Origin of the sequence: Sporosarcina sp. SG10008 (genome assembly GCF_044569405.1) — a bacterium.
Taxonomy (GTDB): domain Bacteria; phylum Bacillota; class Bacilli; order Bacillales_A; family Planococcaceae; genus Sporosarcina; species Sporosarcina psychrophila.
Map to the genome: position 1 here is coordinate 898711 of NZ_CP172607.1, position 18683 is coordinate 917393.

Below are 18683 nucleotides of genomic sequence, written 5' to 3' on the forward strand. Positions count from 1 at the left end.
ATTTTAATGGCTATAACGATTTACGACGTAGCCAGGGAGGCTAATGTTTCAATGGCAACGGTCTCCCGTGTCGTTAACGGCAATCAAAATGTAAAACCTGCAACGAGAAAGAAAGTTCTCGACTGCATTGAACGGCTTGGCTATCGACCGAACGCAGTTGCGAGAGGTCTGGCTAGTAAGAAGACGACAACAATCGGAGTCATCGTTCCTGATATCTCGAAAAGTTTCTACTCGGAGCTTTCCCGTGGAATAGCGGACGTTGCGACGATGTACGAATATAATATGATCCTGTCGAACTCCGATGAGAGCACAGACCGAGAAGTAGAATTAATAGAAGACCATCTCGGTAAACAGGTGGACGGGCTCATCTTTATGAGTGATTCGATTTCTGATGAAGTTCGTGCCGGAATGTCCACAGCGAATGTTCCGATCGTTTTGGCTGGAACGTTGGACGTGGAAAAACAATTAGCAACGGTGAATATTGATTATGAAGAAGCTGCTTATGTGGCGGTCAATAAATTAATTCGAAATGGTCATACGAAAATCGTGTTTGTTTCGGGGCCATTTACAAGAGATATCAACCGTATCAGTAAAAAAGTGGGATACATGAGAGCCCTCCAAGATGCGGATATTCCAGTCGATGAGCAGTTTGTCATTGAAATGGAAGATACGTACGATGGTGCATATGAGGGCTGGAAACAAATCCGTGAATTGAAGGGTCAACCAACTGCCATCATTGCAGGAAGTGATGCGATTGCTGTCGGTTTGTTGAATGGAATTAGGGATGAAGGACTATCTGTACCTGAAGATTACGAACTCATCTGTTTTGAACATTCAATTTTGGCAAGGGTAGTAAGACCGCAACTCACTTCTATTGTCGTTCCGCTCTATGATTTGGGTGCAGTGTCAATGCGTCTGTTGACGAAATTGATGAATGGGGAAGAGGTTGAAGAGCAACAGGTCATTTTACCTTTCCGGCTTGAAGAACGTAAATCTATGAAATGAAAAAAGAGCAATCTTATCAATCGGATATATCCGGCTGAAGGGGATTGCTCTTTTTGAGGAATAATACTGCTATTTGTCACGTCTGTTGAATAACCAAAGTAACAAGCAAGTAACTTGATCACACACTGGCTGCGACGTGTATAGTTGCATTTGGATTGCTTTGGATTGGAATTGACTTCTATTACGATTACCGGATGTCTGGATGCGTAGGGTAGTCCTTCATCCGTCGTTCTTCAACTACATAAGTACACGAAGTGCATTTAGAGCTTTTTAGGACGAAAGAATAGCTGGCTTCTTAACTAGAGAAAAGCCGCCAAAGATTCAATTTTGGCGGCCGAAACTTTCTATAGGGTTTTCTCTTTTTTATTAAAGAAGTGTCACTTCTAGCCATACATGCCTCTCGGTAAAAATGTCACGAATATTTCGCCGAAAGCGAGCCGGAAATGGTCCAGTGAAAATGGGGATATCAAGCCAGTCTCACCAGACGTGGTTATTTGTCAATTTTTTCGTTGCGGATCATATGTAAGGCTCGGCTAAGCATCTGTGCATTTTTCTCGTTGATTTCATCTTTTCGTGGAATAGGTTCGTATAGTGGTACAGGATCCTCCCAAGTCGGAATAAGTGTAACGGGAGACTGCTCCTGCCACGTTGATAACCAGTCCTCTGGCAGTGGACCAGTAGGTGTAGGGATATTTTTCATCGCCAGCCAAATATGAGCCCAAGCCCTTGGGACAACGCGCCAGATATCATATCCGCCACCACCGACGGCTATCCAGCGGCCTTCGCAATATTGTTCTGCAATATCGCGTGCAACTCGAGGGATTTCTTTATAAATATCCATTGTTCCATAAAGGTGGGTTAAGGGATCGAAATAATGCGCATCTGCACCATTTTGTGTCAAGATGACATCGGGTTTGAAAAATTCAGTCACTTCTTTTATGGCTGTTTTATAAACAGAAAGGAATGACTCATCCTCTGTAAAAGCGTCAATCGGGAAATTAAAGGAAGTCCCATAGCCAGAACCATTGCCGCGTTCGGTTATACTTCCGGTTCCAGGGAACAGATAACGCCCAGTTTCATGGATGGACAGTGTACAGACTGTAGGGTCATCGTAGAAGCTCCATTGAACGCCATCTCCATGATGAGCGTCTGTATCGATATAAAGAACGCGTGCCCCGTACTTTTTTTGTAAGTACTTTATGGCAACTGAACTGTCATTATATACACAAAAGCCGGAAGCACGTCCATGGAATCCATGATGCAGACCTCCGCCTAGGTTCAATGCATACTTAGAGCGTCCTTGCATCACTTCATCTACCGCAGTCAATGTACCGCCGACCAGCATAGCACTGGCTTCATGCATATTCGGGAAAATTGGCGTATCCTCTGTACCGATACCGTAAATGCTACCAACATCCTCAGTTAGTTCACCTTTACCAGCCTTTTTTACTATTTCAATAAATTTTTTATCATGAGCGAGAAGTAATTCTTCGTCTGTTGCCATGCGAGGGGCGATGATATCGCTATCTTGAATGGCCCCAGATTTCTTTAAAAGGTCGAGAGTCAAGAGAATTCTTTTTTGGTTAAATGGATGTGAATCTGAAAAAGAGTATCCAAGTTGTTCTTCTGAAAAGATGAAAATGGCATCTTTTTTCATACGTCAATGCCCGGGACATTTGGCCAAAGGACCTCAAATCCGCTTACCTTTAATCCCTCAATAATTTTGAGAGGATTCATTGAGTTAATCCGGATGACAAGAATTTTATTTGCTTCGTTCTCTTTATCGGGATAGACGAGCACACTCAAAACGTTTAATTTCTGCTCGTGGAAAACTTTGGATACTTCGAAAAGGATTCCAGGTGTATTAGGAACCCGTACTTCTATTTGTGAGCCAGGTTGATGTGCGCCCGTTAATTCAATATATTTGTAAAGTAAATCCGTTTCAGTGATGATTCCAACTAATTTTTTATTGGACACTATTGGCAGTGAACCGATTTTATTATCATAAAATAGTACCGCTGCTTCTTCAACAAAGTCCATTGGATGTCCGGTAATCGGATTTTTCGTCATCACTTCAGAAAGTAAAGTATCATATGGGCTACTGTCTTTTATTTCGGAAATGGACGAGGGAACAACTTCTTTCAAGTCTCGGTCTGTCACGATGCCGACTACTATGCCATTCATAGATAGGATTGGCAAGTGGCGAATTTTTCTATCCCGCATGGCGTCAAGTGCATCTTTTACCGTATTTTCTGGTGATAGGGTTAGAACATCTTTTATCATTATTTCTTCAATTAGCATCTGATTTATCCTCCCTTCAATACATGAACCGGTTCATGAACCGGAGACTGTCAAATTGCTGGACGGTATCTTGATTAATTCTTTTGCCGATTCGTGCCATTAGGCAATTGGCTGGGTGAGAACTTATTTCAGGATCATCGGTTGCGTAATATTCCAGACCTCCGGCATTCATCATCTTCTCCATTACTTTTCTATACTCCCAAACGTTGAGTTTCGTACCCTTCAAGTCCCAGTGCCAGTAATATTCAGTCGTCAGGATAATATAATCTTCCATTGCATCGTCCATCATGGAAACGCGTAAAAGTGACTTGCCAACCCCGCCGGCCCTGAACTTTGGAATAACTTCAATTGCTCCAAGTTCGATTAAATTTTCTATACTTCCTTGCGACCATCGCTCCAGAGGGTCGGGATACAAATAAGTTACGTAGCCCACAATTTCATTTGAATCGCGAACGATTAAGATACGACCTTCTGGGAGTCCTGCAATTTCAATGAGTGCCTTGTGTTGTTGTGCGGGAGGTCTGAATGCAACAAGATCCTCGTGAAAATCAAGGCTAGCAAGGTAATCGGCAGTAATGGGCCCCTCGATAACGATGTCTCCATTCTTATGTTTTATCTCCATTGCGTTATATGTTTTTATATGTTCCAATATGATCACCTCCATATTTGATATAAACCTACTATCTAGTATACAACAATATGGATAAATAAAAGCCTGTTGATTACTACAAATTTAAAACTGTTGGAAAAATATAATTAATTAGACAACTAGGTTTGGATTGAGGTAGAATGATAGTTATATTGTATTCTTGAAAGGGTGAAATGAATGGTAATGAAAACATTGCCCGCAGTTCATGGGGATTATCAGTTAGCAGATTATGATCGTACAGCCGCAGAATTTAAATGGACGGATGTAGAAAAAGACTTCAGCTGGTTTGAAAGCGGACTCATGAATATTGCTCATGAAGCTGTAGATCGCCATGCGGATTCTTATCGAAAAAACAAGGTTGCACTTTATTATAAGGACGCTAATCGAAAAGAAAGCTATACGTATAATGAAATGAAAAAGATGTCAAATAAAGCTGCAAACGTATTGCGCAATCAGTCGCCGCTCGAAAAAGGGGACCGGATTTTCATCTTTATGCCTCGCTCACCGGAATTGTATTTCTCATTTTTGGGCGCGTTGAAGCTGGGTGCTATTGTTGGACCGCTTTTCGAAGCATTCATGGAAGGTGCTGTCTATGACAGATTGTCTGATAGTGAGGCAACTGCAATCATCACGACACCTGAACTTCTTGAACGAGTGCCTGTTGACAAATTACCACACCTGAAGACAATCTTTATTGTAGGAGAAAATGTGGTGGAAGAAGGCCTTATTGTCGACTTTAACAAGCATATGGCAGATGCTTCCCAGTACTTCCAAGTTGAATGGATGGATAAAGAAGACCCAACACTTCTACATTACACTTCAGGTTCAACAGGAAAGCCGAAAGGCATCGTACATGTACAGGAAGCGATGGTACAGCAACTGCAGACAACACGGTGGGTACTGGATCTAAAAGATGAGGACATCTTCTGGTGTACAGCGGATCCAGGTTGGGTGACAGGCACAGCTTATGGTATTTTCGGACCAATGCTTGCCGGGGCAACTAGCTTGATTCTTGGCGGCAGATTTTCGGCAGATGCTTGGTATGGAGCGATAGAGGAATATGGTGTCACGGTTTGGTATAGTGCGCCAACCGCATTCCGGATGCTTATGGGAGTTGGGGAAGGGCCACTAAGCAAGTTTGATCTTTCTTCACTGCGCCATATTCTTTCCGTGGGTGAACCACTTAATCCCGAAGTAATCCGTTGGGGATCTGAAGCGTTTAAATTGCGAATTCATGACACATGGTGGATGACAGAAACAGGTGCACAAACAATCTGTAATTTCGGATGTCTGCCAATTAAACCTGGATCAATGGGCAAGCCGGTTCCCGGTATTGAAGCAGCCATCGTTGATGATCAAGGAAACGTATTACCTCCAAATCATATGGGTAACTTAGCTATTAAAAAAGGATGGCCTGCAATGATGCGGCAAGTTTGGAATAATCCTGAAAAATATGCATCTACCTTTATCAATGATGAGTGGTATGTTTCGGGTGATTCAGCATACATCGACGAGGACGGATATTTCTTTTTCCAGGGCCGAGTCGATGATGTGATTATGACGAGTGGAGAGCGCGTAGGACCATTCGAAGTGGAAAGTAAACTGCTTGAGCATCCCGCGATTGTTGAAGCTGGGGTTATAGGTAAACCTGACCCAGTTCGTGGCGAAATTATAAAAGCATTTGTGTCGCTTCATGAAGGAATTGAGCCGACAGATGAATTAAAAGAAGATATTCGACAATTTGTTAAAAAAGGGCTGGCCGCACATGCTGCTCCACGTGAAATTGAATTCAAAGATAAATTACCGAAAACACGAAGTGGAAAAATTATGCGTCGTGTGTTAAAAGCTTGGGAACTGAATTTGCCGACAGGTGATTTGTCGACAATGGAAGACTAACATTGAGTAACTAATAAAAACACAAGGACACAAGGCGCCTGGAGCTAGACACTATTCTAAGTCGAAAAAACTTATACTTTCTTAGCATTCAAAAAAGAGCCTGTCCGCTATTGATAGCGGACAGGCTCTTTTTCCTATTTCATTCCCCAGTTTCATCGTCTCCACTTGTAGGAGGCGGGGTACCACCGTCGTTCCCATCCTCAGTTACAGGAGGTGGTGTAACAGGTGGTACGTTTTCCGTTGGAGGTGTTTCGATAACTTCCTCTTCAGGCTCAGGCGCCGCAATGGTGACTGCATTGGAGCCATTTGAAAGTCTTCCGGTAATGTCGACAGCCTTGACTGAGTATGAGCCAGAACCGACTGTAAATGTATTCGAAGAACCGTCTCTTATTGTTCCGATTTTAACATTATTATCATAAACATAGTACCCAATAACATCGTTGGAAGGTGAATTGCCCCATGTTATTGTCGTTCCATTTAAACTAACATTTACTGGTGCAGGAGCGACATCATCTGCATTAAATATAGCTCCCGACACGACATGAGATGCGAAAGCGGAGTTCGCTGGGAACAATTTTGAAGCATCTCCTCCCCACGGTCCGAGCATTCGGTCGATGAACACTTGGTTAACGCCTGTGCCACCTGATGACACGAATTCGCTTGGTGTTGATGGAAGTGCAAGGTACCTCGTCCCTTTAACAGATACATAAGAAGAAGAGGTAATGCTATCATCCGGTTTTGTTGGTAACATCACTTTTGCGTTGAATAAATCCGTTTTAACGAGCCCTGCAGACGAACATGCAGCAGAGGGAGCAAGCCCAGAAATACCGCAGAACGATTTTTCGACGACACCGTCAGGACGACTGAATTTTGCAGAGGCTCCGACTATTTCTGGTGTGACTTCGTTCGCAGCATTCATAATACGGGCGAAAAGCATACTTGTCCTTGTAGTAGGATGCAATGTTTGCTTTTCGAGTCCGTAATAGAGACTTCGTGTTCGGTCTTTGTATCCGAGCCAAACACCAAGAGACACATTTGGGTTGTATCCAACAAGCCAAGCGTCACCGTAACCTTGTGTTGTTCCCGTTTTAGCAGCAAGATCTGTAGTGAATTTCATGTTTTGCGTTACTTGCGAGCCAGTGCCGCCCGTTTTTACAACATCACGTAACATATCAGTAACAATATAACTCGTTTCAGGGCTGAAAACATCGACAGGTTCAATTTCATGTTGATAGACGATATTGCCATCCATATCTTCGATTTTTTCGACGATGTATGCGTCTATGAACTGCCCACCATTCGCAAATGTTGCAAATGCATTCGTGTTTTCCTCAACACTCATTCCGACCGTCATGCCCCCGTATGAAGTAGAGGGATTGACATAGTCTCCTGGGAGAAGTTTTGAAATACCCATCTTGTCGAGGAATTCGGCAGGCCGTCGATCAAGGATGTCGCGATATAATCTTGCTGTTGCCAAGTTCAATGACTTGGAGAGTGCTTCCCTTGCAGGGATGATTCCATATTCCATCGATTTTGTATAGTTGCTAGGTGTCCACATAGAGCCATTCGCTTGTTTGACACTGAATTTAACATCGACGACGGGACTTCCAGCCCCGATTACGCCATATTCAATAGCAGGTGCATAAACGAGAAGTGGCTTCATGGCAGATCCATTCTGTCTGAATGCTTGTGTAGCATGATTAAGCGCTTGGTGTTCATGTCCACGGCCGCCGATGAAGGATAAGATTTTACCAGTGCTATTTTCGATCATAATAGCCCCGACTTGGACTGGATCCTCCGCGAATTCGACCTCGCCGGAATGAGAATCTTTTACTTCGCGTGTATAGGTAAATCCGTAACTTTCGAAATCATTACCGACTTCATTCATCTTGTCATATAGATCTTTATTAACGGTAGAGTAAATTCTATAGCCATCATTTTTCATTGAACGCGTCGCAAGTATTGAATATTTTTCTCGTAATTTATCTTCTTGTTCAAGACGTTCGGCATCGACTCCGTCTTTTTCCGCAATAATTTCCGCGAGGATATCGACCGTGCGATTCTGAATTTCTTGCGTCAAATAAGGATATCTTTCATTCGCGCGCATGACGGGTTCACGGAAATCCTTTGTAATATCATAGACGATTGCTTCATTGTACTGCTGTTCAGTTATGTAACCAGTTTCCTTCATCCTGAAAAGAACTGTCTTCATCCGATTGATTCCCGGCTGTAAGAATTCTTGTTCTTTCAATCCGCCACCACTTTTAAAAGGGGTATAAGCGAAAGGGGCCTGAGGAAGTCCAGCTATGAAGGCGGCTTGTGGTAAATTCAATTTCGCTGCTTTTAAAGCGAAAATACCACCAGCTGCAGTTTCAATACCTGCAATGTTTTGCCCATTTGAATTACGGCCGTATGGAATAATGTTCAAGTAAGCTTCGAGAATTTCATCTTTTGTCATGAAATGCTCAATTCTCATTGCCAGTAGCATTTCTTTCGCTTTTCGTTCGTATGACACTTCGTTGGTTAAAATTTGGTTCTTAATAAGTTGTTGTGTCAAAGTCGAACCGCCAGTTTGGTTATCGGAGTTCGTTACATCCTGTAATAGTCCGCGGAAAATCGCTTTTGGGACAATGCCCTCATGCTGTGCGAAATACTCATCCTCTGTGGCGAATACTGCATCAATAACGAATGGGGATACACTTTCGAGTTTCGTCTCTTTCCGTTCTATATCAGAGTTAACTTTACCGATATAGATATTGCCGGCAAGATAAAGTTCGGACGTTTCTTCGTAGGTGAAGATTGCATCCCGCATTTCTTGCTTTGAACGAAGCGGTTCTTTGGCTACCAATGAAGCAAAATAGCCTGCTCCGACTGAACCGGCAAACACTACCAGTGTCAAACCTACTACAATGAATAGAAGAAAAAGGTTCCAGGTGACGCCTGAGGTGATGCGCATCCCTTTAGCCCATTTAGTTTTAGTCATTGTTTCAAGTTTCTCTTCTATTAGATCAATACGATTCTTTTGATGTTTACTCACTTAAATCAACCTCCTGAAATCTTACCTATTATAGCACATTTCCATAAATGCCAATCGATAATATTTGACAACTTTTGAATATCGGTTAGAATTACTGATACATATACTTTCACATGTTGAATGAGTCGAAGTAGTGGTTGGGGAACCGTTTAGAGAGGCAGCGGCTGGTGAAAGCTGTCCGGTAAACCAATCATGAATTACAGCTCTGGAGTGTGACGCGTGCGCAGTGTTATTGCGTTTTGAGTGGAGAATTTTTTCTCAAGCCGGGTGGTACCGCGTTAATACAATAATTAGCGTCCTTGCATGATTTTTTTAAATCGTGTAAGGGCTTTTTTGTTGTCTACTTCCAGGTGCTAAGCGCTTTGAAACTCATTTGACGCGATGCGTTATTACTTAAATTACAGGAGGGGTTAGGATGAAAGAGAAATTGATGGAAGACTTAAAGTGGAGAGGGTTACTCTACCAACAGACGGATGAGGCGGGTCTTGAGGATTTGCTGAATAAGGAGAAAATCTCACTGTATTGCGGCGTCGATCCGACTGCGGATAGCATGCACATCGGACATATCGTGCCATTACTTACGCTACGCCGTTTCCAAATGCATGGACATCGTCCGATTCTACTTGTTGGAGGAGCTACGGGTATGATTGGGGATCCATCAGGCCGCTCGGAAGAAAGACAGCTCCAAACAACTGAACAAATCGATAGAAACGTTGCCGGGATTAAGAAGCAGATGGAACAAATTTTCGATTTCAATTCTGAAAACGGCGCTCAAATGGTGAACAACAATGACTGGGTAGGTTCGATGAGCGTCATCGAATTTTTACGCGATTTCGGTAAGTTGTTAGGCGTTAACTATATGCTTGCGAAAGACAATGTTGCATCACGTCTTGATAGTGGAATTTCTTTCACTGAGTTTTCATATATGCTTATTCAAGGAATTGACTTCAACCATTTATTCAATAATTATGGCTGCAGAGTTCAAATCGGTGGATCGGATCAGTGGGGCAATATTACGACAGGGCTTGAAGTGATTCGTAAAACGCACGAAGAAGAAGTGAAAGCATTCGGTATCACAATTCCACTGGTTACGAAAGCAGATGGTACGAAATTTGGTAAAAGTGCGGGCGGCGCAGTATGGCTTGATGCAGAAAAAACATCACCTTATGAATTCTATCAGTTCTGGATAAATACAGCTGATGCGGATGCTGTTAAATATATGAAAATATTCACATTCATTGAGCGCGAAGAAATCGAAGCGTTTGAAATTACAGTTCAAGAAGAACCACATTTACGGAAAGCGCAACTTAGATTGGCAGAAGAAATGACGCGTCTGATTCACGGTCAGGAAGCACTTGACCAGGCAATCCGTATTTCCAAAGCATTATTCAGTGGGGATTTAAAAACACTAACCGCGAATGAAATGAAAGACGCATTCAAAGATGTCCCTTCGTTTAAAATGGCGAAAGAGGATAAAAACATCGTTGACTTTATCGTCGATTCTGGCGTGTCGCCATCAAGACGACAAGCTCGTGAAGATGTGACAAATGGTGCGATATCATTGAACGGTGAACGAGTGACGGATACGGCATACGAGGTGAGCGCAGCAGATCGTTTGGATGATGCGTTTACGATTGTCCGTCGCGGTAAGAAAAATTACAAAATGGTGAAATTCGTTTAACTGTGGAGATTCATGAAAGCGAAACCCGCAAACTTTTCATTCGGCAGGAAAAAAGAGATGTTTGAGGGCTATGTTAGAAACTCCATAACTGAAGTTAAAACGACTCATTGCAGAATGATTTTATGAGTTTGCCAGTTCGCGGAGGGCATTTGACTTCACAAATCTATTTCCGAGTCTGCACGAAAAATCAGAAATGATTCCTTATGAAATTGACTGAAGAAGAGAATTTAGAGCTGAATTTTCGAACTATGATGGCGACGGCAGGAACTGTCATGGCAATTCGTGAAACTGTGAGGACAACGACGAGAACTGTCATGGCAAGTCATGCAACTGTCGCGGCAACAACTGAAAGTGTCTAGAAATAACATTGCTTATAATGCGAAAGGCTGTTTTCCCTATTAGGAAGGGGAAAACAGCCTTTTTATTTTACGCGTTTCTAACCCACTGCGGTAGTTGTAAATCCGCATAAATTTCCGGGTGAATCATTTTGGCTAATTTCAAAGCGCCTTCAAGGAGCCGCGGGGAAGGGCGACAATACAGTTCTTCTTCCATTACTGAAAGGCGGTCACTTTTCACGGCGTCCAACTCTTTCCAACCGGGCCGTTTCAGAACAACTTCTTTTTTCACTTTATTGATTCGTACTCCGACCCAAGCTAGAAGGATGTAATCAGGTGCTCTATTTAGTACATCCTCCCAGTCAGTCTGAACACTGGCAAATTCGACGTCGCGAAATTCATTCAAAGCTCCGGAAATAGTGCTTATTTCAGTCAGCCAATTAATTTTTCCAGGTGTAAATACAGGTTTGGGCCACCACTCCCAGTATAATGAAGGGGTAACTTCGACAGTTTCGGCACGTTTTTTCATGTCTTGAATAAATAATAAATACTCTTCTTTAATTTGAAGTGCGTGTTCTTCAATTCCACATGCTTTTCCGACAGTTAACAGATCTTCTGCGATATCATCCAGGCTTTGTGGATCTAATACTACGTGTGGAATCATTCGCTTCTCGAGTTCTGCGATGTTTTTTTCCATTCCGGGAACACTGAGCGATGCAAGCACTAAGTCAGGTTCATACAATTCCAATTTGTCCATATCAATCGACAAGTCAGGCCCTAATTTGGGTAAAGAATTGATTCCGCTAGGCCAATCAGAAAAATCATCAACTGCAACGAGTTGATCAATGAGGCCAAGGTAGGCAAGTAGTTCCGTATTACTCGGACAAATCGATACAAGTTTCATATAATCACCTCATAAGTCGTAGTATGTACAGTATATCACGAAAAAAAAGAGCCCTGTGAAGGGCTCTTTTCCAAAGATGCTATTAACGAGAGTAGAATTCAACGATAAGTGATTCGTTAATTTCTGCTGCAAGTTCGCTGCGCTCAGGCATGCGGACGAATTGACCGACTTTAGTGTCTTTGTTGAATGTTACGTATTCAGGAACATAGCTGTTCACTTCAAGCGATTCATTTACAGTATCAAGGTTTTGAGATTTCTCACGGAAAGAAATTTCTTGACCAGGTTTAACGCTGAAAGAAGGGATATCAACGCGTTTACCATCAACCATGATATGGCCGTGGTTTACAAGTTGGCGTGATGCACGACGTGTGCGTGCAAGACCCATGCGGTATACAATGTTATCAAGACGAGTCTCAAGAAGAATCATGAAGTTAACACCGTGTTTACCAGGCATTTTACCTGCTTTGATGAACATCGTTTTGAATTGACGTTCGTTTACGCCAAACATAAAACGAAGTTTTTGTTTTTCTTGTAATTGCTTTCCGTACTCAGAAAGTTTTATGCGTTGGTTAGGACCGTGTTGTCCTGGACCGTAAGGGCGTTTTTCGATTTCTTTTCCTGTGCCTGTAAGTGAAATCCCAAGACGACGGGAAAGTTTCCATGATGGACCTGTATAACGAGCCATGAAAGACTCCTCCTCTATTGTTGGTTTTATTTTGTTGTAAAATAAGAACCAGATGTGTTCAATCCAAATGCCATTCTATCATCTTGCACCCTCGCCTCCGCAGCCAGGAAGTTACTCGATGCACCTTGTAAAAGGAATAGACTGGACAATCTGAAACACACAACTGCTGCAACTATTTTACACAAGTTCCATCATAACAACTATAGAAGTAAGAGTCAAGCGTCATACTTGTAAACCAAAATAAGCCAAATGGTCTATGTAAAGTAATGGTAACTATAGTACCAATGCATTACAATGAAAGTAAGACTTATTTGAATTCTATATACAGATTAGGATTGGGGTGATTATGTGACGGATCATCAATTGACGATGTTGAAAATTAAAAGCGATTTGATGGATTTATGGACCAAAGATACTGCTTTGCAATCGTATGAACAATGGTTTAAGGCGTTAAAACCAAAACTAAATCACCATTTTAATATTGCAGAAGCGGATTTTTTCATATATGCCAATAATAGTTTTGTGGCACTTAAAGGTCATAAGTCCGTTTCTAAGAGAGAACAAGCCTTGGTATTTGATGCACTTAAAACCGGAAAAGCGTTTAGCCATGATTCTTTAATCTCGCGAGTTAGAGAGACAGGTTTTAGCTATGCCGATGACTTTCTTCTGTTCCGAAATTTGAAATCTGAACCACTCGGATTGCTGGTTCTGAAATCTACTAATGAATGGAACGCATTTGCTACATCGCCATTTTTACATGAACTTGAAAAGGCGGTAAGCGACCTCATTGAGATAGTAAAGAAAATGGTTTTTCTTATAAAAGAGGAAAAAAGCTCCAAGCGTTTGTTCGGAGTCACCGAATTATTCAATTCAACAATGCAAAGTAATGTGATTTTAGATGGCGTAGTCTCTGCGATATCTAAAAATTTCCCGTCATCTGAAGTGGGACTTCTTTTATCACATGATCAAAAAGGGGTGACGCATAACTATAAGTTAATTGATTACATGAACGAAAGACCGTCTGCGATGAATGCGTTTGTATCGGGTGAAACGACAAAGGAAGTAATGCCTGAATTGTCATGCAGGCTGATTAATGCACCAATTAGAGGAAGACAAGGTATCTATGGTGTGTTGCAAATTAAAGCACCAATTGACCTCGTTTTTTCATCGACACAGAAAAAGTTTATCAGTATGGTAGTAAATACAGCAGGAAGTGCACTGGAAAAAGCGATTCTACATGATCAATCCCACCGTGTTATCGAAGATTTACAACTTGTCAATGAAACGTCGAAAAAATTGAATAGCAATATGCATTTTGGAGAAATGACAGCATTTTTGAAACAGCAATTGCTGAAAGCGTTTCGGCCAGCAGAAATTGCATTTGTTTTTAACAATGAACAAGATGGTTATGACCTCTCTCAATTAAGTTCAGATTTTTTTCGTACGGAATCAGGCAAGAATTATATTGAATTCTCATCGAAATACTTGAGTAGTGGCAAAGAAGCTTTATTTGATGCGAATTTTAGCCGAACCATGAACGAATCTATTGGTTACGAGTCAATCATAGCGATTCCGATTGTGAATCAAGAGGTACTTACGGGTTTCGTTGTACTACTGCATATGGATCAATACTTCTTTTCATTCGACAGCTTCAAACTCATGCAATCACTTATTGGACACTCTTCGCTTGCACTTGCGAACTCGGTATTACGCGACCAGTTACAGGAACTTGTTGATAAAGATCACTTAACCAAACTCTATACAAGAAGTTACGTAGATAAGATTATTGAAAAGTCGATTGTTGATGATGAAATGGGTGTCTTTGTTCTCGTAGATGTCGATGACTTCAAGAAGATAAACGACACATATGGTCATGTAACTGGTGATGATGTGCTGAAGCAGATCGCTACCATCATACTTGCAGAGGTATCCGGTAGAGGGGTTGCGGGAAGATGGGGTGGAGAGGAAATCGCTATCTTTTTGCCGTTGACAGAATTTCAAGAAGGGGCATTATTTGCGGAACGACTGGTTAAACTTATTCCTGCTGCCACTGAACCCTCAATTACGGTATCGATAGGGATGCATAACTGGACGTCTAAAAGACAGTCGACTTATAAAGAGCTGTTTCAACACACTGACAAAGCACTGTATATAGCGAAAAATAACGGTAAAAACCAAGTAGTAATCCATGAAGAAACCAGTTATACCTTTTCCTAACTGTGATTAAAGAGTAAACTAATAGATGTAGAGTTAGAATATTCTTTAAACATAAGGAGGGCAATGGAAATGGACAAAAAAAACCTTCACAAAGATACGATTGTCATTCATGAGGGATATGATGATAAGGAACATCAGGGGAGTTTAGCGGTGCCACTTTACCAAACATCGACCTTCTCGTTTGAAACAGCATTGCAAGGGGAGAATCGCTTTTCAGGTGTAGAGGGAGGGAACATTTACTCCAGGCTTGGTAATCCGACTGTCCGCGTGTTAGAAGAGCGTATGACAGCTCTTGAGAACGGAAAAGGTGCACTTGCGTTTGGTTCGGGGATGGCAGCAGTCAGTACGATTCTCGTCCACTTGACGAAATCGGGTGATCATATTCTGTGTTCACGTGGAATTTATGGCTGCACATTTGGACTTCTTGGTATGCTGAATGAGAAATACAATATCTCGCATGACCTTATTCAAATGAAGTCAGAAGAAGAGATTGAACGGGCTATTACACCGGAAACGGTCTGTATATATATTGAAACGCCTATCAATCCAACAATGGAACTTGTCGATATTCAGGCGGTCGTAAATGTAGCTAAACGTCATGGACTTCGAGTTGTAGTAGACAATACTTTTTCGTCGCCCTATTTGCAAAATCCGCTCGATTTCGGTGCGGACTTCGTTTTGCATAGCGCAACAAAGTATATTAACGGTCACGGAGATGTCATAGCTGGGCTTCTTGTCGGAGCCGACAAAGAAGAGATGGAGTCAATTCGTATGTCTGTGCAGAAAGATTTCGGAGGCATCATATCGCCATTCGATGCTTGGCTTTTAATCCGCGGATTAAAAACGCTATCGGTTCGCATGGAGCGCCATACCTCGAATGCGGAAAAAGTGATAGCTTATTTAAAAGGTCAGAAGCTTGTTGAAGAAATCTATTATCCGTTCGATAAAGACAATCCACAATATGAAATAGCGAAACGTCAAATGAGAGCAGGAGGCGGCCTGATTTCATTTACAGTTAAAGGTGGTAAAGAAGGGGCTCAGCTATTCATGGATAGCCTTTCTCTCATTAAGATTGCAGTCAGCCTAGGAGACGCAGAAACGCTTATCCAGCATCCTGCGACGATGACACATTCTGTTATTCCTGAGGCGGAGCGACTACAGATGGGTATCACTGATTCTTTACTAAGGCTTTCAGTCGGTCTTGAACATGCCGAGGATCTCATAGCTGACTTCAAGGCGGCATTCGCAATCATGGAGACAGTGATTACCGAGCGGGCTTAAAATAAGAAAATCGCAAGGCGCCTGGAAACTAGATACTATTTTAAGCGAAAAAACTTATACTTTTTTATCTTTGAACAAATAGGACAGGAACCTCTCTGCTATAATTAACAACAGAGCAGGATTTCATGATTGTTGAGCAATGAAAAAACTGCCTTGGCACCGATTGTCTGGTGGCCAGGGCAGCTTGTTGTTCAAAGATGTTTGACTAGTACCTCGACAAGATGTTCCAGTCCAGCCTGATCTTCTTTTGTGAAGCGATTCAACTCGGGGCTGTCGATGTCAAGGACACCAAGTAAGACACCATCTTTTAAAATAGGAATGACAACTTCAGACTGGGAAGCTGCATCGCATGCAATATGTCCTGGGAAAGCATTGACGTCCGATACGATAATGGATTTTTTTGTTTCAGCAGCTGTTCCGCAGACGCCTCTTCCAAGGGGAATACGAATGCACGCGGGAAGACCTTGGAAAGGACCAAGCACCAGTTCTCCGTCATCCATTAAGTAAAAACCGACCCAATTGATGCGGTCGAAAAATTGATTGAGTAAAGCAGAAGCGTTGCTCAAGTTTGCGTACATATTTCTCTCACCCGTCAACAATGCGTCCAATTGACTTGAAAGTTGTTCATATTTCACTTTTAAATCAGTGGCATAGTCAATTTCTTGAAACAAATAGAACACCCCTTGTTAAGTATATTTTGTTTAAATAAGTATACATATTAAGACGTTTATAAACAAATTTTGTCGATTATTAGGGTGGAAAACAGGTTTTTCCCTATAAATCATTCATATTCGCAACCAAAAGGGTTTAAACGTGGTACTATATAGGATAATATCATGGTACAGTGACTTGGACAGGGGGACCACGATGAAAATCATCATCATTGCCATACTAGTAGTTATTATATTAACGACAATCGCCTTCTTATTCAGGCGTAAACATATCCAGGAAATTGGTCGGTTGGAGCAGGAGAAGCTACAAATTCAACACAAACCTATCTTAGAAGAGATGACAAAAGTGAAACAACTGAACATGACAGGCGAAACCGAAGAGAAATTCGAACGGTGGCGTAGCGAATGGACAGAATTGATGGACGTACATATGCCAAAAATCGATACATTATTATTTGATGTAGAGGATGTAGTAGATCGTTTCCGTTTTAGAAAAGCAACAGGATTAGAGAAAGAAATTCAAGAAAAAGTTCGATTTTGCGATAAAAAAATGAATAATATTTTGCAAGAGCTAAACGAACTCGTTGGCAGTGAAGAAAAAAATCGCATTGAGATGGAAAAATTAAAAGAGCAGCATCGTGCCGCTCGCAAAGCGGTACTCGCTCATCAACATTCGTTTGGGATGACAGCGAATCCACTTGAAAAGGAACTGGAATCATTTAACCCGAAATTCGCAGAATATGACGAGTTGACAGCGAATGGCAATTATTTGTTGGCACGGGAAATTGTCATGGCATTATCAGCAAAGGGAGATCATGTTTTTACGTTAATCCACGAGATCCCATCGTTGCTTTCTGAAATACAAAGCAAAATTCCAGCATCGATTCGTGAACTGCGAAATGGAACGAGAGAGATGGAAGAACAGTCCTATTATTTGCAACACCTAGAACTGACAAAACAACTTAGAACAATTGAGATTGAACTTGAAGAACTATTGTTAAAAATGGCTGATCTTCAAATTGAATCTGTTCAACAGTGTACAAGTGAAATAAATGATCGCATTGATTCATTTTACGATGCGCTTGAAAATGAAGTGAATGCAAAGCATTATGTAGATGAGTACTACAATCAAATTGCTGAGAGGCTTCACGCAATAACGATATTGACAAGAGAAACTTCAGACGAGGCGGCTTTTGTTCAGCAAAGTTATCGAATGGATGAAAAAGAAGCACAAATTCCACAGCTGGCTCTCAAAAAGTTAGGTTCTCTCGACAAACGATTTGGTGTGCTTATTTATAGGCTTGAGGAACAATTATCTGCTTATTCGGGATTACAGGAAGAGTTGCAATCCATTTTTGAAGAACTAGAGCAAATTGCTGTTGAACAGGAAAGTTTCACAAATCGTATGAAAAACTTGCGGATTGATGAAAATAATGTTCGAACTAAACTGGATGAACTGTCGCGTAAATTACAAAATTCAGAACGTATGCTACATAAGGGGAATATCCCAGGTATACCAGATGATATGGAAGCACGTCTTGAAGAAGCAGATGAACAAATTTATATTGTGACACAAAGTTTACAGGAAGTACCGCTTAATATGAGTCTTGTCGATTCTTATTTGGAGAACGCAGGGAAAGCTATAAATGATGTATCTATAAAAGTTGAAGAGATGCTTGAGAATGTATTACTGATTGAGTGGATCATCCAATATGGAAACAGATACCGTGCATCCAATCCGGAAGTTCACGCCCGCTTGTTAGATGCTGAAGAGTCATTCAGACAATTCCGTTATGCAAAAGCATTGGAAGAAGCAGCGACAGCGGTTGAAGAAATGGAACCGGGTGCTATGAAACGAATTGAAGAACTTGTGAAAGAACATGTCTGAGTTAAAAAGTAGACTACAAATAGCCACCGGCATATAATGCAGGTGGCTTTGTCACGCATTGAACTTGATTCAGTAATTTTTTTGTACTGAAAGCGAAGCGTTAGCTAAAGTAGTACCCACTTCTATAAGTGGT

Annotated in this window: 14 protein-coding genes; 7 read left to right on the forward strand and 7 right to left on the reverse strand. The window is 41.6% G+C overall.

Going from position 1 to position 18683, the window contains the following annotated elements; genetic code table 11:
- The first annotated feature begins 6 nt into the window (after positions 1-6).
- Positions 7-1005: a catabolite control protein A gene (ccpA, locus tag ACGLYD_RS04475; protein WP_399631589.1), complete on the forward strand. Its 999-nt coding sequence runs from the start codon at positions 7-9 to the stop codon at positions 1003-1005.
- 490 nt (positions 1006-1495) lie between these two features.
- On the opposite strand, the gene ACGLYD_RS04480 is transcribed toward ccpA, so the two are convergent.
- From ACGLYD_RS04480 to ACGLYD_RS04490, 3 genes are read right to left on the reverse strand one after another with little or no spacing between them, the layout of a single operon-like run.
- Positions 1496-2662 (reverse strand): acetoin utilization protein AcuC, encoded by a 1167-nt coding sequence (locus ACGLYD_RS04480; protein WP_399631591.1) that lies wholly within the window; start codon positions 2660-2662, stop codon positions 1496-1498.
- A complete protein-coding gene (locus tag ACGLYD_RS04485; protein ID WP_399631593.1) occupies positions 2659-3306 on the reverse strand; it encodes an acetoin utilization AcuB family protein in 648 nt (215 codons plus the stop codon). The genes ACGLYD_RS04480 and ACGLYD_RS04485 overlap by 4 nt, the downstream gene beginning before the upstream one ends.
- 16 nt (positions 3307-3322) lie before the next feature.
- Entirely contained in the window at positions 3323-3955 is a 633-nt protein-coding gene (locus ACGLYD_RS04490) for a GNAT family N-acetyltransferase (RefSeq protein WP_067207534.1), read from the reverse strand.
- A gap of 177 nt (positions 3956-4132) precedes the next feature.
- Between ACGLYD_RS04490 and acsA the strand changes: the two genes are divergently transcribed.
- Positions 4133-5851, forward strand: coding sequence for an acetate--CoA ligase (gene acsA, locus ACGLYD_RS04495; RefSeq protein WP_340765284.1), 1719 nt, complete (start codon positions 4133-4135; stop codon positions 5849-5851).
- A gap of 139 nt (positions 5852-5990) precedes the next feature.
- On the opposite strand, the gene ACGLYD_RS04500 is transcribed toward acsA, so the two are convergent.
- Complete coding sequence (locus tag ACGLYD_RS04500) at positions 5991-8888, reverse strand: transglycosylase domain-containing protein (protein ID WP_067207538.1); 2898 nt, start codon at positions 8886-8888, stop codon at positions 5991-5993.
- A gap of 415 nt (positions 8889-9303) precedes the next feature.
- Here ACGLYD_RS04500 and tyrS point away from each other — a divergent pair, with 415 nt between their 5' ends.
- Both tyrS and ACGLYD_RS04510 read left to right on the forward strand, forming a co-directional pair.
- Entirely contained in the window at positions 9304-10569 is a 1266-nt protein-coding gene (gene tyrS, locus ACGLYD_RS04505; RefSeq protein WP_399631597.1) for a tyrosine--tRNA ligase, read from the forward strand.
- Between the two features lie 203 nt (positions 10570-10772).
- The gene (locus ACGLYD_RS04510; protein ID WP_156475989.1) at positions 10773-10928 is read left to right on the forward strand and encodes a hypothetical protein; all 156 of its coding nucleotides are present in this window, start codon (positions 10773-10775) and stop codon (positions 10926-10928) included.
- A 67-nt stretch (positions 10929-10995) separates the two neighbouring features.
- On the opposite strand, the gene ACGLYD_RS04515 is transcribed toward ACGLYD_RS04510, so the two are convergent.
- Positions 10996-11808 (reverse strand): cobalamin-binding protein, encoded by an 813-nt coding sequence (locus ACGLYD_RS04515; RefSeq protein ID WP_340741802.1) that lies wholly within the window; start codon positions 11806-11808, stop codon positions 10996-10998.
- 82 nt (positions 11809-11890) lie between these two features.
- A complete protein-coding gene (rpsD, locus tag ACGLYD_RS04520; RefSeq protein WP_067207545.1) occupies positions 11891-12493 on the reverse strand; it encodes a 30S ribosomal protein S4 in 603 nt (200 codons plus the stop codon).
- Between the two features lie 348 nt (positions 12494-12841).
- Between rpsD and ACGLYD_RS04525 the strand changes: the two genes are divergently transcribed.
- Both ACGLYD_RS04525 and megL read left to right on the forward strand, forming a co-directional pair.
- Positions 12842-14710, forward strand: a complete 1869-nt coding sequence (locus tag ACGLYD_RS04525; protein WP_399631601.1) for a GGDEF domain-containing protein — start codon at positions 12842-12844, stop codon at positions 14708-14710.
- A gap of 69 nt (positions 14711-14779) precedes the next feature.
- Positions 14780-15991: a methionine gamma-lyase gene (megL, locus tag ACGLYD_RS04530; RefSeq protein ID WP_399631603.1), complete on the forward strand. Its 1212-nt coding sequence runs from the start codon at positions 14780-14782 to the stop codon at positions 15989-15991.
- A 191-nt stretch (positions 15992-16182) separates the two neighbouring features.
- Here the strand turns inward: megL and ACGLYD_RS04535 are convergent, their stop codons facing one another.
- The gene (locus ACGLYD_RS04535; RefSeq protein WP_067207552.1) at positions 16183-16662 is read right to left on the reverse strand and encodes a GAF domain-containing protein; all 480 of its coding nucleotides are present in this window, start codon (positions 16660-16662) and stop codon (positions 16183-16185) included.
- Between the two features lie 196 nt (positions 16663-16858).
- Here ACGLYD_RS04535 and ezrA point away from each other — a divergent pair, with 196 nt between their 5' ends.
- Complete coding sequence (gene ezrA / locus ACGLYD_RS04540; protein ID WP_067207555.1) at positions 16859-18550, forward strand: septation ring formation regulator EzrA; 1692 nt, start codon at positions 16859-16861, stop codon at positions 18548-18550.
- Positions 18551-18683 lie beyond the last annotated feature (133 nt).

What these genes read in the sequence shown, in the direction of transcription:
- ccpA (WP_399631589.1), top strand. Translation starts at nt 7, where the DNA reads ATGGCTATAACGATTTACGACGTAGCCAGGGAGGCTAATGTTTCAATG.
- ACGLYD_RS04480 (WP_399631591.1), bottom strand. Translation starts at nt 2,662, where the DNA reads ATGAAAAAAGATGCCATTTTCATCTTTTCAGAAGAACAACTTGGATAC.
- ACGLYD_RS04485 (WP_399631593.1), bottom strand. Translation starts at nt 3,306, where the DNA reads ATGCTAATTGAAGAAATAATGATAAAAGATGTTCTAACCCTATCACCA.
- acsA (WP_340765284.1), top strand. Translation starts at nt 4,133, where the DNA reads ATGGTAATGAAAACATTGCCCGCAGTTCATGGGGATTATCAGTTAGCA.
- tyrS (WP_399631597.1), top strand. Translation starts at nt 9,304, where the DNA reads ATGAAAGAGAAATTGATGGAAGACTTAAAGTGGAGAGGGTTACTCTAC.
- ACGLYD_RS04510 (WP_156475989.1), top strand. Translation starts at nt 10,773, where the DNA reads ATGAAATTGACTGAAGAAGAGAATTTAGAGCTGAATTTTCGAACTATG.
- ACGLYD_RS04515 (WP_340741802.1), bottom strand. Translation starts at nt 11,808, where the DNA reads ATGAAACTTGTATCGATTTGTCCGAGTAATACGGAACTACTTGCCTAC.
- rpsD (WP_067207545.1), bottom strand. Translation starts at nt 12,493, where the DNA reads ATGGCTCGTTATACAGGTCCATCATGGAAACTTTCCCGTCGTCTTGGG.
- megL (WP_399631603.1), top strand. Translation starts at nt 14,780, where the DNA reads ATGGACAAAAAAAACCTTCACAAAGATACGATTGTCATTCATGAGGGA.
- ezrA (WP_067207555.1), top strand. Translation starts at nt 16,859, where the DNA reads ATGAAAATCATCATCATTGCCATACTAGTAGTTATTATATTAACGACA.